18 protein-coding genes and 7 tRNA genes are annotated in these 22,473 nt (G+C 51.0%); 11 read left to right on the top strand and 14 right to left on the bottom strand.

Annotation, left to right across the window (positions count from 1 at the left end; all coding sequences use genetic code 11):
• Window positions 1-355: 355 nt before the first annotated feature.
• A complete protein-coding gene (gene nadB / locus GZ59_RS15900; protein ID WP_011094802.1) occupies window positions 356-1,957 on the top strand; it encodes an L-aspartate oxidase in 1,602 nt (533 codons plus the stop codon).
• Between the two features lie 88 nt (window positions 1,958-2,045).
• Here the strand turns inward: nadB and trmN are convergent, their stop codons facing one another.
• Window positions 2,046-2,792 carry a tRNA(1)(Val) (adenine(37)-N(6))-methyltransferase TrmN gene (gene trmN, locus GZ59_RS15905; protein ID WP_011094803.1) on the bottom strand — a complete coding sequence of 249 codons (747 nt, stop codon included), beginning with the start codon at window positions 2,790-2,792 and terminating at the stop codon, window positions 2,046-2,048.
• Between the two features lie 134 nt (window positions 2,793-2,926).
• On the opposite strand from trmN, the gene srmB reads away from it, so the two are divergent.
• A complete protein-coding gene (srmB, locus tag GZ59_RS15910) occupies window positions 2,927-4,252 on the top strand; it encodes an ATP-dependent RNA helicase SrmB (protein WP_011094804.1) in 1,326 nt (441 codons plus the stop codon).
• A gap of 69 nt (window positions 4,253-4,321) precedes the next feature.
• Here the strand turns inward: srmB and grcA are convergent, their stop codons facing one another.
• Window positions 4,322-4,705 (bottom strand): autonomous glycyl radical cofactor GrcA, encoded by a 384-nt coding sequence (gene grcA, locus GZ59_RS15915; RefSeq protein WP_011094805.1) that lies wholly within the window; start codon window positions 4,703-4,705, stop codon window positions 4,322-4,324.
• A gap of 409 nt (window positions 4,706-5,114) precedes the next feature.
• Between grcA and ung the strand changes: the two genes are divergently transcribed.
• Entirely contained in the window at window positions 5,115-5,801 is a 687-nt protein-coding gene (gene ung, locus GZ59_RS15920; RefSeq protein ID WP_011094806.1) for a uracil-DNA glycosylase, read from the top strand.
• Between the two features lie 148 nt (window positions 5,802-5,949).
• Here ung and GZ59_RS15925 read toward each other — a convergent pair.
• From GZ59_RS15925 to GZ59_RS15935, 3 genes are all read right to left on the bottom strand, one after another.
• Window positions 5,950-6,025, bottom strand: a tRNA-Ala gene (locus tag GZ59_RS15925).
• Between the two features lie 47 nt (window positions 6,026-6,072).
• A tRNA-Ala gene (locus GZ59_RS15930) sits at window positions 6,073-6,148 on the bottom strand.
• Between the two features lie 47 nt (window positions 6,149-6,195).
• Window positions 6,196-6,271: transfer RNA gene (locus tag GZ59_RS15935), tRNA-Ala, on the bottom strand.
• Window positions 6,272-6,536: 265 nt separating this feature from the next.
• Here GZ59_RS15935 and GZ59_RS15940 point away from each other — a divergent pair.
• Window positions 6,537-7,406 carry an alpha/beta hydrolase gene (locus GZ59_RS15940; RefSeq protein ID WP_226302286.1) on the top strand — a complete coding sequence of 290 codons (870 nt, stop codon included), beginning with the start codon at window positions 6,537-6,539 and terminating at the stop codon, window positions 7,404-7,406.
• Between the two features lie 73 nt (window positions 7,407-7,479).
• Here GZ59_RS15940 and gltX read toward each other — a convergent pair whose 3' ends face one another.
• Window positions 7,480-8,895, bottom strand: coding sequence for a glutamate--tRNA ligase (gene gltX, locus GZ59_RS15945; RefSeq protein ID WP_039293140.1), 1,416 nt, complete (start codon window positions 8,893-8,895; stop codon window positions 7,480-7,482).
• A 291-nt stretch (window positions 8,896-9,186) separates the two neighbouring features.
• Here gltX and GZ59_RS15950 point away from each other — a divergent pair.
• The 4 genes from GZ59_RS15950 (at window position 9,187) to GZ59_RS15965 (ending at window position 9,613) form a co-directional block, all read left to right on the top strand.
• Window positions 9,187-9,262 (top strand) — tRNA-Val (locus tag GZ59_RS15950).
• 58 nt (window positions 9,263-9,320) lie between these two features.
• Window positions 9,321-9,396, top strand: a tRNA-Val gene (locus tag GZ59_RS15955).
• A 58-nt stretch (window positions 9,397-9,454) separates the two neighbouring features.
• Window positions 9,455-9,530: transfer RNA gene (locus GZ59_RS15960), tRNA-Val, on the top strand.
• 7 nt (window positions 9,531-9,537) lie between these two features.
• Window positions 9,538-9,613: transfer RNA gene (locus tag GZ59_RS15965), tRNA-Lys, on the top strand.
• 152 nt (window positions 9,614-9,765) lie between these two features.
• Here the strand turns inward: GZ59_RS15965 and GZ59_RS15970 are convergent.
• The gene (locus GZ59_RS15970; protein ID WP_039293142.1) at window positions 9,766-10,872 is read right to left on the bottom strand and encodes an NADH:flavin oxidoreductase; all 1,107 of its coding nucleotides are present in this window, start codon (window positions 10,870-10,872) and stop codon (window positions 9,766-9,768) included.
• Between the two features lie 175 nt (window positions 10,873-11,047).
• Between GZ59_RS15970 and GZ59_RS15975 the strand changes: the two genes are divergently transcribed.
• The 3 genes from GZ59_RS15975 to GZ59_RS15985 all read left to right on the top strand — a co-directional run bounded on the left by GZ59_RS15975 (window position 11,048) and on the right by GZ59_RS15985 (window position 13,488).
• On the top strand, window positions 11,048-12,097 hold the full coding sequence (locus GZ59_RS15975; RefSeq protein WP_039293145.1) for an aldo/keto reductase: 1,050 nt from the start codon (window positions 11,048-11,050) through the stop codon (window positions 12,095-12,097).
• Between the two features lie 84 nt (window positions 12,098-12,181).
• Window positions 12,182-12,763, top strand: coding sequence for a TetR/AcrR family transcriptional regulator (locus GZ59_RS15980; protein ID WP_011094811.1), 582 nt, complete (start codon window positions 12,182-12,184; stop codon window positions 12,761-12,763).
• 290 nt (window positions 12,764-13,053) lie between these two features.
• Window positions 13,054-13,488 (top strand): DoxX family protein, encoded by a 435-nt coding sequence (locus GZ59_RS15985; protein WP_011094812.1) that lies wholly within the window; start codon window positions 13,054-13,056, stop codon window positions 13,486-13,488.
• A gap of 80 nt (window positions 13,489-13,568) precedes the next feature.
• On the opposite strand, the gene GZ59_RS15990 is transcribed toward GZ59_RS15985, so the two are convergent.
• From GZ59_RS15990 to dgt, 7 genes are all read right to left on the bottom strand, one after another.
• Window positions 13,569-14,561 (bottom strand): sulfate/molybdate ABC transporter ATP-binding protein, encoded by a 993-nt coding sequence (locus GZ59_RS15990; RefSeq protein ID WP_039293148.1) that lies wholly within the window; start codon window positions 14,559-14,561, stop codon window positions 13,569-13,571.
• A complete protein-coding gene (gene cysW / locus GZ59_RS15995; protein WP_039293151.1) occupies window positions 14,551-15,432 on the bottom strand; it encodes a sulfate ABC transporter permease subunit CysW in 882 nt (293 codons plus the stop codon). The genes GZ59_RS15990 and cysW overlap by 11 nt, the downstream gene beginning before the upstream one ends.
• A gap of 12 nt (window positions 15,433-15,444) precedes the next feature.
• Window positions 15,445-16,257: a sulfate ABC transporter permease subunit CysT gene (gene cysT, locus GZ59_RS16000; protein WP_011094815.1), complete on the bottom strand. Its 813-nt coding sequence runs from the start codon at window positions 16,255-16,257 to the stop codon at window positions 15,445-15,447.
• A gap of 156 nt (window positions 16,258-16,413) precedes the next feature.
• Entirely contained in the window at window positions 16,414-17,418 is a 1,005-nt protein-coding gene (locus GZ59_RS16005) for a sulfate ABC transporter substrate-binding protein (RefSeq protein WP_373365838.1), read from the bottom strand.
• Between the two features lie 328 nt (window positions 17,419-17,746).
• On the bottom strand, window positions 17,747-18,904 hold the full coding sequence (locus tag GZ59_RS16010; RefSeq protein WP_011094817.1) for a CdaR family transcriptional regulator: 1,158 nt from the start codon (window positions 18,902-18,904) through the stop codon (window positions 17,747-17,749).
• 232 nt (window positions 18,905-19,136) lie between these two features.
• Window positions 19,137-20,603, bottom strand: a complete 1,467-nt coding sequence (gene degP / locus GZ59_RS16015) for a serine endoprotease DegP (RefSeq protein WP_011094818.1) — start codon at window positions 20,601-20,603, stop codon at window positions 19,137-19,139.
• Window positions 20,604-20,792: 189 nt separating this feature from the next.
• Window positions 20,793-22,304, bottom strand: coding sequence for a dGTPase (gene dgt / locus GZ59_RS16020; protein ID WP_011094819.1), 1,512 nt, complete (start codon window positions 22,302-22,304; stop codon window positions 20,793-20,795).
• Between the last annotated feature and the right edge of the window lie 169 nt (window positions 22,305-22,473).

The following is a 22,473-nucleotide window of genomic DNA, read 5'->3' on the forward strand; positions in this document are numbered from 1 at the left end:
TTCTCCACACATGAAATAGTACTGCCAGCTATATAAGTCATATTTAGAGCAAGCTCCTCATTAGAACCAAGACATTCAATAAAGTTCCGAGTCATCATTTTTCTTTTACTTAGCGCCGTTACTCGTCTTTACGATGCATACCGTGACGCACCGTCTCATCACATATGGTCTTCATCTGAGGCTTCTACGCTCTTGCGAAGATGATACGATAAATCCGGGGTATTCGCACGATTCACCATGCTCCATCATCCGCTTATTCTTTATAGCGTAGATAAGGGGCTAAAAACCAATACGGCAATCAACCGTTGGGTGCTACCATCGGAATTCCTCTTCTTTTCGCACCCACGACACGACCATGCAAACGACTACTGAACACGTCTGTGATGTTTTAATCATTGGCAGCGGTGCTGCCGGGCTTTCACTAGCGCTGCGTCTGGCTTCACAGGCCAACGTGACAGTACTAAGCAAAGGCCCGCTCAATGAAGGCGCGACGTTTTATGCTCAAGGCGGCATCGCAGCCGTTTTCGATGAAACCGACACGATTGACTCCCATATCGACGATACCCTGATCGCCGGCGATGGCCTGTGTGAACGCGAAGCCGTTGAATTCATCGCCAGTAATGCCAAACACTGCGTGCAATGGCTGATCGAACAAGGCGTGCTATTCGATACCGAAACCAGCACCAGCGGCGAAGAACGCTATCATCTGACGCGCGAAGGTGGACATAGCCACCGTCGGATTCTGCACGCAGCGGATGCAACCGGAAAAGAAGTGGAAAATACGCTGGTACAGAAAGCGTTATCCCATCCGAATATTCGGATTATGGAACGCTGCAACGCCGTCGATTTAATTACCTCCAATAAGCTGGGTTTGCCCGGTACTCGCCGTATTATTGGTGCTTATATATGGAACCGTGAACAGGAACGCGTAGAGTCCTGCCGGGCGAAAACGGTAGTTTTAGCGACCGGTGGCGCATCCAAAGTTTATCAATACACCACGAACCCCGATATTTCGTCTGGCGACGGTATCGCGATGGCGTGGCGTGCGGGTTGTCGCGTAGCAAATCTGGAATTCAATCAATTTCACCCGACCTGCCTGTTCCATCCGCAGGCGCGAAACTTCCTGCTAACGGAAGCGCTACGCGGTGAAGGCGCGTACCTCAAACGCCCTGACGGCTCACGCTTTATGCCCGATTTCGATGCCAGAGGCGAACTGGCACCGCGCGATGTAGTCGCCAGAGCGATTGACCATGAGATGAAACGGCTTGGTGCAGACTGTATGTATCTGGATATCAGCCACAAGCCCGAAGCGTTCATCAAACAGCACTTCCCTACCATCCATGAAAAGCTACAGTCTCTCGGCATTGATCTGACGCGCGAAGCGATACCGATCGTCCCAGCAGCGCACTATACCTGTGGCGGCGTGATGGTCGACCAGCATGGGCGTACCGACCTTGACGGACTGTATGCGATTGGCGAAGTCAGCTATACCGGATTACATGGTGCAAACCGTATGGCGTCCAATTCACTGCTGGAATGTCTGGTTTACGGCTGGTCAGCCGCAGAAGATATTTTGCAGCGCTTACCGCAAATCAAAGCAGTGAAAAAGTTGCCGGATTGGGATGAAAGTCAGGTCGATAATTCCGACGAACAGGTGGTGATCCAGCATAACTGGCACGAACTACGTCTGTTTATGTGGGATTACGTTGGGATCGTGCGGACCACCAAGCGGCTGGAACGAGCGCAACGCCGTATCCATCTGCTTCAGCAGGAAATCGATGAGTACTACGCCCACTTCCGTATTTCCAACAACTTGCTAGAACTGCGTAATCTGGTGCAGGTCGCCGAGCTCATCGTCCGCTGTGCGCTAGAAAGAAAAGAAAGCCGTGGACTGCATTATAACTTGGATTATCCCGAACAATTCGAGGCACCGACACCAACTATTCTGGTGCCATAGTTCACAAAAATCATAATTCGCAAAAACCGCAGTTCACGAACAATAGTTCACTCAGGAAAGGCAGACGCGGCTACAAAGCGTCTGCCACCTACATGAAAAGATAAAAATCTTTTGTCAGTTGCTGAAAATCCGTCGAATAACATCTTTCTGCATCACGGATTGCCAATAAGAAATTCACACACTCCTTTTCTTGGCGAGACAGCGCCAGCAAAACGCGGTGCGCAGGTTTATCTTCCTGTTCAGATACGCGGAGCTGCTGCTGGACGTGCCAATTGTGTTGCTGCGCCAGAGGAATAAAGTGCTCAGCAACCTGAACGGGCAACACCACGCAAAAAAGTCCTTCAGGCATCAGCAACTGATGAGCACAACGCAATAGCACTTCATGGGTTAACAAGGTCGTGTAACGCGCCTGCTCACGCTGAGCTGAACCACACGCGATCCCAGGTGGGAAATAAGGCGGATTGCTTATAATTAGCGAATAATCGGCAGTTCGCATCGCGGAAAAACTCACGATATCCTCAGCATAAACCGTTATTCTGTCAGCCCATGGAGAGGCAGCACTGTTTTCTTTCGCCTGCTGACTGGCGGCGCTATCCAGCTCAACGGCATCAATCCGAACATGTGGCTCGGAACGCTGCGCTAGCATCAACGCGAGAAGGCCAGAACCACTGCCGATATCCAGAACCCGCGTGGCTGAAGACACCGGAGCCCAGGCTCCCAGAAGAATACCATCGGTTCCAACCTTCATTGCACAGCGATCGTGCGCCACAAAGAATTGCTTGAAGGTAAATCCATCCCGACGCAATGTCAGTTTATAATCAGCCTGATGACTCATGAAAATAAGATTCCAAACGCAAACCGCAGTAGCATAGGCGAAACATCAATGCAGGAAAAGTGCCGATGTCTGCTTAAACAGGTGAAGAAACCGGCCAATCCGTCTATAATCGGCGCCCCAAATAGAGGTAGACCATGACTGTAACCAATTTTTCCGAGCTCGATCTTGATGAAAGCCTGTTAGACGCCCTGCGTGATATGGGTTATGAACGTCCGACTGCGATTCAAGCCGAGGCAATCCCTCCGGCGATGGAAGGCCGTGACGTACTGGGCTCCGCGCCAACAGGAACAGGTAAAACCGCCGCTTATCTGCTGCCGGTTTTGCAGCATCTTATCGATTTTCCTCGTAAAAAATCAGGTCCACCTCGTGTTCTGATCCTCACGCCGACCCGTGAACTCGCCATGCAGGTGGCGGATCAAGCGCGAGCATTCGCGGCGCATACGCATCTGGATATCGCGACAATCACTGGCGGCGTGGCCTACATGAATCATGCGGAAGTGTTCAGTGAAAATCAGGATGTCGTCGTCGCGACGACGGGCCGTCTGATGCAATACATCAAAGAAGAAAACTTCGATTGCCGCGCGGTAGAAACGCTGATTCTGGACGAAGCGGACAGAATGCTGGATATGGGCTTCGCCCAGGATATTGAACACATCGCCGGAGAAACCCGCTGGCGCAAGCAAACGCTGCTGTTTTCTGCGACGTTGGAAGGAAACGCGATCAAGGATTTCGCCGAGCGTCTGCTCAACGAACCCGTTGAAATCGAGTCCGATCCATCACGTCGGGAACGTAAAAAAATTCTGCAATGGTATTACCGTGCCGACGATCTCAAACACAAAACGACCCTGCTCTGCCATCAGTTAAAACAGCCAGATGTTACGCGTTCTATCATCTTTGTGCGCAAGCGTGAGCGGGTGCATGAGCTCGTATCCTGGCTGCATGAAGCTGGCATTAACTCATGCTATCTCGAAGGCGAAATGGTGCAAGCCAAGCGCAACGAGGCAATCAAACGCATGAGCGACGGTCGGGTTAACGTGCTGGTGGCAACAGATATCGCCGCGCGTGGCATCGATATTGACGATGTCAGCCACGTATTTAACTTCGACTTGCCGCGCACAGCAGATACTTACCTTCACCGTATCGGCCGCACTGGCCGCGCGGGTCGTAAAGGCTGTGCCATCTCTTTCGTTGAAGCACACGATCACCTGCTGCTGGGAAAAATCAGCCGCTACTTGAATGAGCCGCTAAAACCGCGCGTCATTGAGGAACTTCGCCCAGAGACCAAAGCGCCAAGCGCCAAAACCACGGGCAAACCGTCGAAAAAAGTGCTCGCGAAGCGGAAAGAGAAAAAAGAGAAGGAAAAAGAAAAAGTTAAAGTGAAGGTTCGCGATCGCGACAGTAAAAATGTTGGTAAGCGTCGTCAAGCAACGCAGAAAACTGACGAACCGTCCGCTGAATAAAATTCCTTTAAAGCATAGATATAAAAAAGGGAGCTTCGGCTCCCTTTCTATTAAGGCTTAAGTAACAACTTACAGGCTTGCGGTAAAAGTACGAGCGATAACGTCGCGCTGTTGTTCCGGCGTCAGTGAGTTGAAACGAACAGCGTAGCCAGATACGCGGATAGTCAGCTGCGGATAGTTTTCCGGGTGCTTAACGGCATCTTCCAGCGTCTCACGGCGCAGAACGTTTACGTTCAGGTGTTGACCACCTTCCACACGCACTTCAGGTTTGATTTCCAGTGGGATTTCACGATACTCGATCTGACCCAGATCGCTCATCGGAACGATTTGATCTTCGCTATAACCAGATTTAGCACATACGCAACGCGCCTGTGATTTTTCTTCATCCAGCAACCAGAAGGAATTGATCAGCGCGCTGTCGTTAGCCTTGGTGATTTGAATACCAGTAACCATAATTGCCTCCGTAAACGGTGTGTTATCGTCTTAATTGAAAATTGACGTAGTTAAAAACTGATGTAGTTAAAAACTGATTTAGTTAAAATCGCTATCGGCAAAAAACTACCAAACGTCGTAACGATCGTATAAAACTCTGCGTCTCTACTCTCTTATATACCAGTCTGATAACCAGATATCTTTGACTTAAATCAATTTTAAACCCCCACAACTTAGCAGCGCTAGGGCAATATATTGTTTTATATCAATTTTACCAACACGCTAAATTGCAAATATTTTTGTAAATTTTCAATTTTTTTTCGAAAAAAAGCCTCTTTCATCCCGACAACAACGGTTACGGTTTTACCTCAACACGATAGATCGGTAAGCTACCCACAACACCATTCAACCTGTAAAAAAAGAGTGCATGATGGCGACCTCTCTCACCTGGCATGACGTACTGGCACAAGAAAAGCAGCAGTCTTACTTCATCAATACCCTTGAATTCGTTGGGAAGGAACGGTCTGCGGGTAAGACGATCTATCCTCCGCAGAAAGATGTTTTTAATGCGTTCCGCTTCACTGAGCTGCATCAGGTCAAAGTCGTCATTCTGGGGCAAGACCCTTATCACGGCCCGAATCAAGCACACGGGCTGTCATTTTCTGTACGTCCGGGCGTCCCCGCTCCGCCTTCTCTGGGCAATATTTATAAAGAACTGGCGAGCGACATCCCTGGATTTGAAATTCCACGACACGGTTTTCTGCAAAGCTGGGCGGAGCAAGGGGTTTTACTGCTAAACACGGTATTGACCGTTGAAGCCGGGCAAGCGCACTCGCATGCCAATCTGGGCTGGGAAACCTTTACTGACCGCGTTATTGCGGCATTGAATGAACAACGGGAAGGTCTAGTCTTTCTCTTGTGGGGATCGCATGCACAGAAAAAAGGCAACATCATTGACCCACAGCGTCACCATGTTCTGAAATCGCCGCACCCTTCCCCACTGTCTGCACATCGTGGTTTCTTGGGCTGCAAGCATTTTTCACAAGCTAACCAGCTTCTGGAACAGCAAGGTTTGTCGGCAATAGACTGGACGCCAAGGCTCCCAGAAGAGGCCTAAGCGGTAACGGTTTGGTTGCCTTCAAAGCGCGGGGCAGCCAACTATCGTTTATAGAAAATCGTTTACAAGAGTATTAAGCAAATGAACAAGGTTGATTGAATACGTATTCATCGAGAAAAAGAGATAACTAAGGAGTAGTGCGGTGATTTGGTGGAGCTAAGCGGGATCGAACCGCTGACCTCTTGCATGCCATGCAAGCGCTCTCCCAGCTGAGCTATAGCCCCACAACGTGTGGAATGTTCGTGATAATTAACCAAACAGAGGGAGTGTTTGGTGGAGCTAAGCGGGATCGAACCGCTGACCTCTTGCATGCCATGCAAGCGCTCTCCCAGCTGAGCTATAGCCCCACAACGTGTGGAATGTTCGTGATAATTAACCAAACAGAGGGAGTGTTTGGTGGAGCTAAGCGGGATCGAACCGCTGACCTCTTGCATGCCATGCAAGCGCTCTCCCAGCTGAGCTATAGCCCCGTATCTTACAGCATCACCGCGAAGGCAAGTACCGTACGAACGCGTCGCATAATATGAAACCCGATTAACAGTGTCAACGGCTAAATCCGGTTATCCGATCAACCGCTGAAAAAGACGCCAAAGGTAAGAAAAAACAGGCGGCAAATTTCGGTGTAATATCATCACAAGCACAAAAAAAGCTGCCAACGATAACGCGATTTATTATCATCGATTCACGTTACACTTCTGTCTTCTATTAAGCACCCAGCACATGCGCTATTTTCCTATGATTGTATTTTCTCTGATGATATCTGCCTCTGGCATGTTGCCCGTTCGGGCACAGCCAACCATTCCTGATATTACCGAACAAGCAAAAGCTCAATTTGAGATCAGGCACGTTGAGGTGCAAAGCGATGCAAAACATGCCTATCGGCTTTTCATCGCGCTTCCCCGCCAACCCGCACCAGAAGGCGGCTATCCGGTTCTGTATATGCTGGACGGCAATGCTCAGTTTCCTGTTGCCATAAACAGCTATAACGAGAAAAATGGCGCGGCTCCGCTGATTGTCGCTATCGGTTATCCGATCGATAAGCCATACGATGTTCCCGCCAGAACACGCGACTACACACCGCCAACAACGCTCACCGACCCAGATTTTGCCACAGGCGGTGAAGCCGAGACGTTTTATCAATTCCTGCAATCCACGGTAAAACCCTGGGTTGAAGCGAACTACGCCGTCAATAAACAAAAACAAACATTTGCCGGGCACTCTTTCGGCGGTCTGTTCACGCTCTATACGCTTTTTAACCACACCGAGTCTTTCCAGCGTTATGTTGCTGCAAGTCCGTCTATCTGGTGGGGAAATGGCGTTGTTATTCCGGCAAGAACACCGTTGCTCGCTACACCGCCGCTGTCCATTACCATCACAGTAGGGGCAAATGAAGATGAACCTGTCAAAACGCAGGCGGGTAAACCCGTTGATGAAAAACGGGCAGAAAGGCTCAGTCAAAGAAAAATGGTGGAAAGAGCAACAACTCTGGCCGCACAGCTCAATGAACAAGGTACAAAAGCGGACTTTATTCTGTTCCCAGGAAAGGGCCATGGTGACGTGATTCCCGATGCCATCGGTAAAGCCGTTGCCATCGCTGGTCAATAATGCTCATACCATATAATAAAAAACCCCGGCATTCCGGCCGGGGTTCGTTTTGTATACATTCACACGATAGCAATTACTGTTGGGTTTCACGCTCAGCAATGAACGCCAGCGCTTTATCAATCCGCGCCAACGAACGCTGTTGACCAATCGCGTGTACGGTAACGTCAACGCCCGGAGACTGGCCAGCGCCCGTTACTGCAACGCGTAGCGGCATACCAACCTTGCCCATACCCTGACCCAGCTCGTCCGCCGTACCCTGAATGGCGTGGTGGATGTTCTCTGCCGTCCAGCTAGTAATCGCTGCAAGTTTTTCACGTACCAGCTCAAGCGGCTGACGCGCAACCGGACGCAGATGTTTCTTCGCGGCATCCGCATCAAACTCAGCAAAATCTTCATAGAAATAACGGCAAGAGTCCGCCATTTCTTTCAGCGTCTTACAACGTTCGCCCAACAGGCCGACCAGTTCGCTCAATTGCGGGCCGGTGCGTGTATCAAGCCCAGCCTGCTCAATATGCCATGACAGATGCGTTGCCACGTATTCTGCTGGCAGATGGTTAATATAGTGATGGTTCAACCATTGCAGTTTCTCAGTATTGAAAGCGCTCGCGGATTTATTGACGGCATCCAGTGAGAACAGAGACTTCATCTCATCGATAGAGAAGATTTCCTGATCGCCAGATGACCAGCCTAAACGCACCAGATAGTTCAGCAGTGCTTCCGGCAGATAGCCATCATCGCGGTATTGCATCACACCGACAGCGCCGTGACGTTTGGACAATTTCTTACCGTCATCGCCCAGAATCATCGACACATGCGCATATTCCGGTACCGGTGCACCCAGCGCTTTCAGGATGTTGATCTGACGCGGCGTGTTGTTGATATGGTCTTCACCACGAATAACGTGCGTAATTTCCATATCCCAATCATCGATAACGACACAGAAGTTGTAGGTCGGTGAACCGTCAGTACGGCGGATGATCAGGTCGTCGAGTTCCTGATTGCTGAATTCGATTGGCCCGCGAATGCGGTCATTGAAGATGACAGAGCCTTCCTGCGGGTTAAGGAAACGGACAACGTGCGGTTCATTATCAGCATGATGCTCGTGAGAACCACGGCAATGCCCGTCGTAGCGGGGCTTATCACCATTTTCCATCTGCTGCTCGCGCAACGCTTCCAGACGTTCTTTCGAACAGTAGCACTTATATGCGGTACCATTTTCCAACATCTGATCGATGACGGCGTTGTAACGGTCAAAACGTTTAGTCTGGTAGTACGGGCCTTCATCCCAGTTCAGGCTCAGCCAGTTCATACCATCCATAATGGCATCAATCGCGTCCTGAGTTGAACGCTCCAGATCGGTATCTTCAATACGCAGCACGAACTCGCCATCCTGATGACGAGCAAACAGCCAAGAGTACAGTGCGGTACGAGCGCCGCCGACGTGAAGATAGCCAGTAGGACTAGGGGCGAAACGGGTTTTGATTTTCATTTGGGATTACAGCCTTATTACGCAACGGCTGTCGACATAGGCCGACATAAGCTCAGAGAACAAAAGTGGGTAACATTCTATCACTCTGCTTCGATTCCTCAACGCCGTAACATGACGCACGTGCTTTTATTCTGGCGGAAATGACAACGTAGCTGACTGAATTGTGCAAGGATAACGCGCCAACGACGATAAATACGACGCCTTGCCTAATTTTGCAACGAACAATCATTTTAGTTTTAAAAAGCGTTGACTCATATTCAAGGATCCCTATAATGCGACTCCACACAGCGGGGGTGATTAGCTCAGCTGGGAGAGCACCTCCCTTACAAGGAGGGGGTCGGCGGTTCGATCCCGTCATCACCCACCACTCTTTACTGATTTTAAGTAAGAGTATCTCGCTGTGTAGAGTAAGAAGATTTGAGATTGGGTGATTAGCTCAGCTGGGAGAGCACCTCCCTTACAAGGAGGGGGTCGGCGGTTCGATCCCGTCATCACCCACCACTCTTTACTGATTTTAAGTAAGAGTATCTCGCTGTGTAGAGTAAGAAGATTTGAGATTGGGTGATTAGCTCAGCTGGGAGAGCACCTCCCTTACAAGGAGGGGGTCGGCGGTTCGATCCCGTCATCACCCACCACTTCTGCGGGTCGTTAGCTCAGTCGGTAGAGCAGTTGACTTTTAATCAATTGGTCGCAGGTTCGAATCCTGCACGACCCACCACTTCCGCAAAGTGATTCCTATCTGAAGTAAATTCACCCCAAGTTATCTATTGCACGCATCGTGCGTGCAAAGACTTGCGCTAATCTTTCTGTATTAACCTTTCCAATACGCAATTGAAGTACCGCGACCTCATCGGCCACGGCACCCAAACGTCACGCCAGCACGGCTAAATCCGCTGCATCAAAACCGCGTAATTTATCAGTCTGTCCAGTACGCACTTTTTGCACCCATTGCGCATCAGAGAGCAATACTCGGCCGACAGCGATCAAATCAAACTCTTCCCGCTCCATCCGCGCATACAGATTGTCCAGCGCCGCCGTACCAGAACCTTCGCCACCAAACGCAGCAAAGAAATCCGAGGTCAACCCCACCGAGCCAACGCTGATTGTCGCCGCACCTGTTAGCTTCTTCGCCCAACCAGCGAAGTTCAGTCCTTCAGTCCCATCAATCTCAGGAAACTCCGGCTCCCAGAAACGGCGCTGGGAACAGTGGAGAATATCCACACCAGCCTCAACCAGCGGTGCCAGCCAGTCCGTCATCTCCTGTGGGGAGGTGGCAAGCCGTGCGCTGTAATCTTGCTGTTTCCACTGACTCACGCGCAGGATCAGCGGGAAATCTTCACCAACAGCGGCGCGGACCGCGCGGATAACCTCTGCGGCAAAGTGGGAACGCTCACGGATCGTTGCTCCACCGAAGGCATCTGAACGCTTATTCGTACCCGGCCAGAAGAATTGATCGATCAGGTAGCCATGTGCACCATGCAGCTCCAGCGTGTCAAAACCCAGCCGTTTGGCATCAGCTGCTGCACGGGCGAAAGCCGCCACAGTATCGGCAATATCTTCTTCCGTCATCACCACACCACGAGGCTCATCCGGCCCAACCAGCCCAGAAGGACTCTCAACAGGGGCATCAGGTTCCCAGCCGCGACCGTGCGTTGATCCCGTATGCCAAATTTGTGGGCCAATACGACCACCAGCGGCATGAACCGCTTTAGCCACCGCATCCCAACCTGCCAGCGCTGCCTCACCATGGAAAAATGGAATCCCTGGCATGTTGCGCGAAGCGGGACGATCGACCACCGTCCCCTCCGTTAGAATCAGTCCTACGCCCCCTTCAGCGCGGCGCCGGTAATATTCCGCATTCGCCGGGCCGGGAATCCCCTCTCCCGCCATACTCCGCGTCATGGGTGCCATAACGATGCGATTGGGAAGGGTTAACCCTTTCACCGTGAAGGGACTAAACAGAATATCGTCAGACATGGATATTTCCTTTTAAGGTTTAACGTTGAACATTGATTAAAAACGCAATTCATGCAGTTAAGCAACTGCTATTAGCATGACCTCTCGTAAAGAGAACGCCATCTGCTTGCACTTATAGATGATGTATGACATATATAATAAATGTCAATCAACATTTAAATGTAAGGTAAACGGTATGAAATACACAACTTTTGGACGTAATACGGGCTTACGCGTCTCTGAACTGGCTCTCGGAACAGGAAATTTTGGCACTGGTTGGGGCTACGGTTCTGAAAAAGAACAGGCTAAACAGGTATTTGATCGTTATGCCAATGCTGGCGGCAACTTTATCGATACGGCAGATGCTTATCAATTCGGCCAATCTGAGCAGATGGTCGGAGAATTCATTGCCGCAGACCGCGATCATTTTGTCGTAGCGACGAAATACACCTTAAGCGCCATGCCGGATGCCGGAATTTCACGAACCGGCAATAGCCGTAAAAATATGATCTCATCGGTAGAAAACAGCCTTAAGCGACTACAAACCGATCGTATTGATGTGCTGTGGGCGCACTTTGATGACCAATTAACCCCACTTGAAGAGGTTGTTCGCGCTTTTGACGATCTCATTCGAGCAGGGAAAATCCAGTACGCAGGCTTCTCTAATTTCCCAGCCTGGCGTATTGCCCGAGCGGACACCATGGCGGAACTGCGCGGCTGGTCGCGAATTGCCGGTATTCAGGTGGAATACAGTCTGGTGCAGCGCACCGCAGAACGAGAACTGCTGCCGATGGCAGAAGCAATGGGGTTAGCAGCAACGCTTTGGTCTCCGCTGGGTGGCGGCCTGCTAACGGGAAAATACCGTCAAAGTAAAGAAGGTCGTCTGATCGGTTTTGGCGGAAGATTAGTACACACCGAGCAAGACACGACCTTGCTGGATGAGGTATTTCGTGTTGCAAACGACGTGAACGTCATGCCAATACAGATTGCCATCGCTTGGTTAAGATATAAATCCGCCCGCTCCAGCACCAGCCTGATCCCCATTCTGGGTTCCCGCACTCTGGCGCAGTTGGACGATACGCTACTCGCATTAGATGTGACGTTAAGCGAAGATCAGGTCGCGCGACTGGATGAAGTCAGTGCTATTTCGCTGGGAACGCCGCACGATCAGATCACGGGGACATTGCCACGGGCTCAGGGAGGCGACAGCGCTCATATCATTACACCGTGGCCACCACGAGCCTGATCTGACTATTGATGAAAGGCATCATCTATTGAGTCTGGTTTTTTCATACTCTAAGATGATGCCTGACAGAGAAAGGAGAACAAAATGGCCCGTGTATCAAAACAGCAGATGGAGCGTAACCGAGAGGAAATTATCCAAGTTTCTTCACAGCTCTTTCGTGAACGAGGCCTGAACGGCGTCAGCGTGAACGACTTGATGGCGGCGGCTGGATTAACCCACGGTGGCTTTTATGGTCATTTTGCTTCTAAAGATGAACTTGCCGCTATCGCCAGCCGTAAAGCGTTTGAAGATTCGGGTTCCCGCTGGCAAGAAATAAGCCGTCAGCCAAATCATCATGACCTGCAAACGCTGGTAGAACATTATCTCTCCCCCAACCACCGTGATGGCGCCAAAGATGGCTGCGCGATCACCGCGTTAGCCAGCGACATCGCTAGGGAAAGTGAAGGCAAGCCAGTACGTGAGGTTTATCTCAGCGGCGTCAGAGCTATGCTCGACAGGCTGGAGTCCCTCTCAGCGATAGAAGATAAAGAACAGCGTAGGCTACATGCTCTGGCGCAATTCGCACTGCTGTCCGGCGCACTAACCTTAGCTCGTGCAACAGCTGGCGATCCCTTATCGGACGACTTTCTTAAGGCCGCTAAAAAAGCACTGCTTGGCGAAGCATAAACCGGTTATGAAAAGGGGCCTACCGCATCCGTGGTAAGCCCCAAACCGCGTTCCCTGACCTTCAGCCGTTCAGGTTGTAGACGCTTTTCATAACATATTGTTATTGCGTTATTCTCATCCATCATTAGACCGCCACAATTGCGGTGCTATGCTTATCCGCGTTGACACGCTTCACCTAATTTTTTGACAGAAAATATCAAATTTATTTGTTTTCTATTCAGGCGCTAAATCGACGACACTGCCGCCTTATATCCAATAGCACTTTTCGCTTACTCATGAGGTTGTTTAGTATGATTTCTCAGTTGAATCAGTGGTTCACGCGTTTAACCGATCACCCCGATGCAGGTAAACTTTTACTGCGTTTAACCGTGGGTATTCTGCTGCTGTTTCACGGCGTAGCAAAAGTTGAGCACGGCGTAGGCTGGATCGTACAGATGCTGCAAGGCGCAGGCCTGCCAAGTTTCATCGCTTATGGCGTTTATGTAGGTGAAGTGGTTGCGCCGATTCTGATTATTTTGGGCGTGTTTACCCGTATTTCTGGCCTGATCGCCGCGCTGACGCTGGTTGTCGCTACGCTAATGGTGGGCACCGGTAAATTCTTCACGCTGACCAATGTCGGCGCATGGGCACTGGAAGTCGAAGCACTCTATTTCTTTGCTGGCATTATCATCATGTTGGTTGGCAGCGGCCGTTACTCTGTTGCCTCTAACCCCGCTTATCGTTAATCCTCGCGATCCGGCAGGTATTGATGACAAAAGCAAAAACCCGCGAATTTCGCGGGTTTTTTATTTTGATGCTCTACCGATCAGATTTCCCAATCGTGATTATAGCGCTTGGGCTTGAACTGAATAACGTCACCTTTCTGCAACCCTTCCAGACTCACATCGTCTTTTGCAACTTCGGCTTCAATTAGCTCTGACTGCTCACCCAATTTCAACGACAGGCGCGTCAAAGCTCCTAGCGGGCGAATATCGCGAACCGTCACCGCCTGATAGCCATCCTGAGCCTGAACAGACAACGACACTTCATGCGGACGAAACAGAATGGTTTCTTCCGTTTGCGCTACTTTCAGCCGGTTACTGTCGCCAAGGAAATGATAAACAAATTCGCTGGCAGGATGGTTATACACTTCCGCAGGCGTACCAATTTGCTCAATCACGCCTTTATTCATCAGCACAATACGGTCGGCCACTTCCATCGCCTCTTCCTGATCGTGTGTCACAAATACCGATGTCAGATCGATATCTTCATGCAACTGAGATAACCAGCGACGCAGCTCTTTACGTACCTTGGCATCCAGTGCCCCAAAAGGTTCATCCAACAGCAGAATGCTCGGTTCAACAATCAACGCACGTGCCAGCGCAATACGCTGACGCTGGCCGCCGGAAAGCTGTTCAGGATAGCGATCCCCTAGCCAGTCCAATTGCACCAGATTCAGAAATTCATGCACTTTCTTTTCGATATCACTCTTTGACGGGCGGATATTTTTCGGCTTCATTCGCAACCCAAACGCGACGTTATCGAACACCGTCATGTGGCGGAACAGCGCATAGTGCTGGAATACAAATCCCACATTGCGTTTACGCACATCGTGGACGGACACATCCTGACCGTGAAAGATAATACTGCCGCTATCCGGCTGCTCCAGCCCGGCGATAATACGTAGCAACGTCGTCTTACCACAGCCCGATGGCCCCAGCAGCGCCACCAGCTCACCGCTGTGGATCGACAAATTAATCTCGTTCAGTGCCCGAAACTGGCCAAATTGTTTATTAATATTGCGAATCTCAATGCTCATTTTTGGCCAACTCCTGTTGTTTCTGTATTTGCTTCGTCAATCGATCTTCGCTCCACTGGCGCAATAACAGTACCACCAACGACATCATCAGCAGCAGAATCGCCACGCTGAAGGCAGCAACGATGTTGTACTCGTTATAAAGAATTTCGATATGCAGCGGCAGTGTGTTAGTCAGGCCGCGAATATGGCCGGAAATGACGGAAACTGCGCCAAATTCCCCCATCGCGCGCGCGGTACACAGCACCACGCCGTAAATCAGTGCCCACTTCACATTCGGCAGCGTAATGTGCCAGAACATTTGCCAGCCGTTCGCCCCCAGCAACCGTGCAGCTTCCTCTTCCTGCGAGCCCTGCTCTTCCATCAGCGGAATCAGCTCACGGGCGACGTAAGGCAATGTCACGAAAATCGTCGCCAGAACAATACCCGGCACGGCGTAAACAATTTGCAGATCGTGTTCGAGCAGGAAGGGATGAATTTTGCTTTGCGCCCCAAACAGCAGCACATACACCAGCCCCGCAACAACGGGTGATACTGAAAATGGCAAATCGATCAGCGCCAGCAGAAAACTCTTGCCACGAAATTCGAATTTCGTCACACACCACGCCGTCGCCAGTCCGAACACGACGTTTAACGGCACGGAAATGACAGTCGCGAGTAACGTCAGCTTAAGCGCAGAGATCGCATCCGGTTCGCTAATCGCGTCCCAAAATGCGCCAATGCCTTTATCCAGACCCTGAGTCACTACCATCATCAGCGGCAGCACCAGAATCAGGAAAAAGACGACCCACGCCAGTGAAACCAGAATGTAATAGGCTGCGGGCTGTTTTTTTCTTTTAGCCGCACTGGCCTGAGCGGAAATAACCTGTTCCATAACGACCAGCCCTTACAGTTTCGGTTGAATGCGACGCTGCAACACGTTAATCAGCAGCAGCATAATGAAAGAAACCAACAGCATAAACACGCCGATCCCGGTAGCCCCCTTGTAGTCATACTGATCGAGCTTGGAGACAATCAGCAGCGGCAGGATTTCCGTTTTAAAGGGGATATTTCCCGCGATAAACACCACAGAGCCGTATTCCCCTACGCCGCGGGCAAAGGCCAAAGCAAAACCAGTTAGCCATGCGGGTAACAGCGCGGGAAGTAATACATGTCGGAAAACCTGAAGCGGACGTGCGCCAAGGCAGGCGGCCGCCTCTTCCACTTCTTTGGGAATATCAGCTAACACTGGTTGCACCGTTCTGACCACGAAAGGCAGCGTGACGAAGATCAGCGCCAGCGTGATACCAATGCTGGTATAGGCAATTTTGAACGGAAATAGCGAACCAATCAGGCCATTCGGCGCATACAACGCTGTCAGAGCAATCCCCGCCACGGCGGTTGGCAGCGCAAAGGGCATGTCGATCATGGCGTCGATCACTTTACGGCCGGGGAAAGTATAACGAACGAGCACCCACGCCAGCAGCGTCCCGAGAATGCCGTTAATAAAAGCGGCTGCCAGTGCCGTACCAAACGAAAGCCGCAGAGAAAAAAGCACCTGGCGGCTGGTGATCAGATCCCAAAACTGGCCGAACGTTAATTGGCTTGCATACAAAAACATTCCTGCCAATGGAATGAGGACAACTAATCCTAAATAGCTCAGGCTAAACCCTAACGTTAGCCCAAAACCGGGAATCACTGAGGGAGAACGCTGTGACATACCGTGCCTTTAATTTTCATACTCACTATCCAGCCAACAACTGCTTGCCGACGCGCGCTACCTGACAGTACGTTTCAGGCGGCAGTTCCTCTGCCTTTTTAACCTGAAAAAAGCCGCTAGGGTAATAGCGGCCTTAATCCGTCAGACGTTATAAATTTACTTATTGATCTCTTTAAAGATTTTGTCGAACACGCCGCCATCGTTAAAGAATTTGTCCTGTGCCGCTTTCCAGCCGCCGAAATCCTTATCGATCGTAACTAGGTTCACCGGTGCAAACTGATCTTTAAACTCTTCGGCAATCTTAGCGTTACGTGGACGGTAGAAGTTTTTACCGATGATACGTTGTGCTTCATCGCTGTAGAGATATTGCAGATAAGCTTCAGCCTGTTTCTGCGTCCCTTTACGCTCGACCACTTTGTCGACAACAGCTACCGGCGGTTCGGCCAGAATCGACAAGGACGGCGTGACGATCTCAAGCTGATCGCCGCCCTGCTCTTTCAAAGACAGGTAAGCTTCGTTTTCCCATGCCAGCAGCACATCGCCCAACTGACGTTGTACAAAGCTGATGGTCGCGCCACGCGCACCGGTATCCAGTACTGGAGCGTGACGATACAATTCGGTGACAAATTTCAGTGCGGTTTCTTCATTGCCGCCCGGTTGCGCTTTGGCATAGGCCCATGCAGCGAGGAAGTTCCAACGTGCTCCACCGGACGTTTTCGGGTTTGGCGTGATAACTTCAACGCCCGGTTTCACCAGATCGTTCCAGTCTTTGATTTGCTTCGGATTACCTTTACGCACCAGAAAAACGATGGTGGAAGTGTAAGGGGTGCTGTTGTCAGGCAAACGCGCCTGCCACTTGGGATCGATCAGCGGTTGGTTCAGGTTTAATGCGTCAATGTCACCCGCCAGCGCCAGCGTAACCACATCAGCCTGCAAGCCATCAATGACCGAACGCGCCTGCTTTCCAGAACCACCGTGCGAGTTTTTGATAGTGATATCTTCACCCGTGGTCGCTTTCCAATGCTTAATAAACGCTGAATTGTATTGCTGATACAGCTCACGCGTCGGATCGTAAGACACGTTTAATAATTCGGTAGCCGCCGAGGCCACACCAGAGAACAACAGCGCTGCCGTAGCAACAGATAACCCCAGACGACGTATTGACATTCTTATCACTCCCTAACCTTAATGCTTGAAAGTATTTAGATGAAATAATGATGAATGCGATCGATTGACGCCGTTGATGCGGCTATCAGGCTGACAACATGGGAGTGACAATAGTGGATATAAGGAAGGGGCAAAAATATTGTTTCGCGATAATTTATGCTATCGCGTTATATTGTTAATGGTTATGTCATAGTTTTCAGTCTAAGTAATGTTGTTACGACTGAAGACTGAGAGGGATAGCCCTGATGCCAACCAGCATCAGGGGAACACGGTAGAAATTCAGATGGAGTAACGGTGGACGTAAAGCCGTTTTTCTTCTGCCCTACTCTTCTTCATCCAGCTGCAAGGCTACATACAGCAGCAGACGATCGTCAAAATTCCCCAAATCCAAGCCCGTCAGTTCAGAGATACGATTAAGGCGATACTCTAGCGTATTGCGGTGAATAAACAGCGCTTTTGCCGTCGCACCGGGTTGCACGTTATTACGGAACCAGGCACCTAGCGTCCGGCGCAACAGACCATTGCCATCCATTGCCTTGAGCTTCGAGAGCGGACGCACCAGTTCGTTTGCCTGCCATCCACCACGCAGGCTGTCCAACAGCACAGGCAACATCAGATCCTGATAGTAATAACAACGCTGTGCGGGCATTCGCTGCTTGCCTACGCTCATTGTCGTGCGCGCCGTACGATAAGAACGCGCGATACTGCCGGGGCCAGCAAAATAGTTCCCCAGCGCCAGTCGCACCCGCAGCCGACTGCTTTCCGCCATGCGCGACATCAGCGTATCCACGCGTCTGCGATGTTCTTCCGCATCCCAACGCCCATGGCTATTCAGCGCCGGTTTTAGTACCACCATTTCCGTCAGGGAAACGATAGCGATCAGGTTGTCACGCTCTGGCGTAGTCAGCAGCGTCTGCAACTGCTGTAGTTCTGCCATTGCCGAATCTACGCCAAGCTGCCCGCTGTCCACTTCGATCACCGCTGCAACACGGGGTTTATTCATATCGATACCTAAACGCTGCGCCCACTCCATGAGAGCAGGGGACAGATCGTCGGTACGGACCAGGTTCAACACGAGCTCTTCCCGCAGACGGCTGTCCTGTGCCAGCATATGCAACAGCCTCGCCTGCTCCAGCATCATTTCCGCCGTCATGCAGACAAGCTCGCCGTATTGGCGTAACTGGCTAGGGTTCCCCGTCAAACCGATAACACCGACGATTTCACCGTCGATGCGCAGGGGTAAATTGATACCCGGCCGCACGCCATGTAGGTGGCGCGCCACCGCGTCATCAATATCGACAACCCGCCCCTGCGAGAGTGCCAGCAGCGCCCCTTCGTGCAGTTCCCCCAATCGTTCCTGATCGCCACTGCCGATAATCTTACCGCGAGCATCCATCACGTTGATATTGCTATCAATGATCTGCATAGTCCGCGAGACAATATCCTGTGCCATCTTGGCATTGAGATGATACGACGCCATTTTTACCTCTGAGAGGAACATTGACAATTGCACCAGCATACCGCCACATGGCGCGCCACACATTGTGCAAATTAACAAAGAAATGGGAATTAGGTTAAATCTGTGGAAGAACTCACAAAAGCACTTTCATGGAGAAGCGAGAAATAGCCGGGCACCTGAGTACCCGGCCAGAAAATCAACGTAATAGTTTGTCTTAAAAGGTAATTATTAACTTACACGCTGAACATTTCGATTACTGAGCCAGCAGATAAATCGTGCTGTCACCTCGACGAACGTTCAACGCCAAGACTGCCGGTTTGCTGTCCAGAATTTTACGCAATTCGCCGATATTCTGAACCACCTGTTGGTTAACGCCGAGAATAATGTCGTCCTTCTTCAGCCCCACTTTAGCCGCCGCGGAACCGGGTTTAACGTTATCCACCTTAACGCCTTTTTTATCGTCAATCTGAGTATTACTCAGTTCAGCACCTTCAATGCCGGAGTAGAGATTACCGGAAGCCACCTGAGCCTGATTGCTCTGTTGCAGCGTCACATCAACCGTCAGCGGTTTGCCATCACGCAGCAGCCCCAGTGCGACTTTGCTGCCCACCGGCAGCGAACCGACCTGCGCACGCAGCGCGGAGAAACTGCTAACCGCTTTGCCATTCAGCGTGACGATCACATCGCCCGCTTTGATACCCGCCGCATCTGCCGCCGATTTCGGCCGCACCTGACTCACAAACGCGCCGCGCTGTGCATCAACCTTCATCGCCTGCGCCAGTTCGGAATTCAACTCCGTACCCGTGATGCCCAGTTCGCCACGCTTCACTTCGCCAAATTCGATAATCTGTGCGACGACACTTTTCACCATATTGCTGGGGATAGCGAAACCGATCCCGATATTGCCGCCGTCTGGCGCAAGAATCGCGGTATTCAGCCCAATCAATTCCCCATTCAGGTTCACCAGCGCCCCGCCGGAATTACCCCGATTAATCGCCGCATCGGTCTGAATAAAGTTCTCGTAGTTTTCAATATTCAAGCCGCTGCGTCCCAGCGCGGACACAATGCCCGATGTCGCGGTTTCCCCCAGGCCATATGGGTTACCAATCGCTACGGTGTAATCACCGACCCGCAGTTGGTCGGAATCCGCAACCTTAATGGCCGTCAGATTTTTAAAGTCCTTCAACTGCACCAGCGCGATATCTGAACGCGGGTCTTTGCCTAGCACTTTACCGTCATACTTGCGGCCATCACTGAGTCGAATCTGAATTTTATCGGCGTTATCCACCACGTGACTATTGGTCACCACGTAGCCTTTTTCCGCATTAATCACTACGCCCGCGCCCAGCGCCTGGAAGTTTTCCTGTTTTGGTTGCGGTTGGCCGCTGTCATCGTCGTCACTATCGCCCTGACACATCGGCGACGACTGGAACGGCGATCCCTCTTGGCAGAACGGCGAGTTTTCACCAAAAAACGGCTGAAGCTGCGGCGGTATACCTTCTTTGCCTGCATTGCTTTCTTTACCCGCATTGGTGGTATGCCCTTCCACATAGATGCTCACCACGGAAGGCATAACATTTTCCAGCATAGGGGCCAGACTAGGTAATTGACCTGATGACGCAGCAGATGCCGCTGACTCAGCCGCATTTGCCGTAGTGGAGCCCATCGCCATCGCCAGACTTAACGCCAGCGCACTCAGAACCAGTGATTTTCTTTTCATAGGAGTATGTCTCATAGTAATCAACACGCGAGTCTTACGGCCCGTGTACCCGACACCGGGTACACTCAGTGGTCGTGCTGTATGAGATAAATATGAACCAACAATGTTCCCGAGGGGAAGAGCGTGAAGCGTAAGGAAATATTGAACGGCTTTACAAAACTCGCGATTTCCGTTGCAGCCTGTTCATCGCTAATCCGCCGCCATCAGCATGCGGTATTCATCGTAGGCGTACAAATCTGTCATACCGCTGATGTAATCCTGAATCAGACGCGCCCGATAATAATATTCACGGATGATGCGCTCGGGTTCAGCGACGCCGTCCAACTCAGTGACCGCTTCACGATAGGCCAGGCAATGCTTGCTGGATAACTTGTGATAAAGCCGCGTTTCAATCGGATAACGCTTATGCGTATCAGCGCTGACAAGCTGGCTGAAATCCTGATAAGGCATGTCGAGCAGCGGGCTATAAATATCCAGCAGGCCGCGAATCACACGGTCGCCCTGTAGCTCCAGTTGCTCAACTTCATGGTGATTAAAAACGTGCTTTAAGGCGACATGCTTGAAAATGCCTAACAGGCGATTCTGCGGGCTGTCGTCCTCAAGCAACGCCTGATTGAACGATCCGGTATAGATTTCCGGCAGGTTGTCGATAAAACGCAGCGCGGCATGTGGCACCATCTGCCCCACGGTATAAACACGGAGATTCATGAAGAACTGGTCATCGTGGCTGCGCCATTGAAAGCGCTCACGCTCTTTGTAGGCACGTTCGATCGTTTTGGCGAAGATGTCTTTCTCTGCGCCTGTGCCCCAATTTTCACGCAGACGATCGTAAAGTTCTTCGATTGTAAGGATATCTTTCTCAACGGCATCTTCTAAATCCGCGATACAGTACGAGACATCATCGGCCGCTTCCATAATGTAGCTCAGAGGGTGGCGATGAAATTCGCCCATATCCAGTTCTTCACGCAGCTTGGCGACAAACGCTTCCTCTGACAGATAATAGCCTGGCTTCTTCATCAAATAGTTGTAATCTGCCGGAAGCTCGCCGTGCCAATACGCGGGGCGGGTATATTTCAGGATACAGGCCACCTGACCGTAGGTCAGATTAAGCTTCAGCAACGTATGCACCAGTCGGATCGCCTGCGCATTGCCTTCAAAATGACTCAGATCCTGTCGGATCTGCCCGCGTAGATCGTCCAGCCCATCCTGCTGCATCCGCAGCGTAGGGACTTTACAATCATCGACGCGTTCCGGAGATTCATTGTCCAGATAATGGCTATCCAGCAATTTCCTGAACCATTGATTAATCGCGGATTCGCCAAAATGGCCAAACGGCGGATTGCCGATGTCGTGCATCAGGCAAGCCATTTCAACCAGACTTTCAAACGGCGTTTCTCTGTCGGCCAGCCCGAGCGATGCCAATCGCTCATCGGCTTGCAGGCGGTGCAAAATCTCTTTTGCGATGTAGCGGCCAACCTGCTGAACTTCCATCGAATGGGTCAGGCGGGAACGGACAGCTGCATTACGTTCCAGCGGAAAGACCTGGGTTTTTTGCTGTAAGCGACGAATGGCGGCGGAGTTAATGATACGACCGCGATCGCTCTCAAACTGACGCACAATCGCATATTCACTCTCGGCCGTTTTAGGTCGGCTAAAATGCCGCTGAAAGCTCATTTTTTTGGCGAAATCGATATCAGACATACGGTTCTCCCTGTCATCCCGCTACAGCACAATAATGCACACTCCATCTCATCCCGCTAGCCATGATAGACTAGCTCCCGCGATATACACCTAATACTGGTCATTTAACGATCGACACGCACGGTGCGACCACTGGGAGAGGCATCCCTGTGTTTCCGCTAAAATGGAA

This window comes from Pectobacterium atrosepticum, from assembly GCF_000740965.1.
Lineage (GTDB): Bacteria > Pseudomonadota > Gammaproteobacteria > Enterobacterales > Enterobacteriaceae > Pectobacterium > Pectobacterium atrosepticum.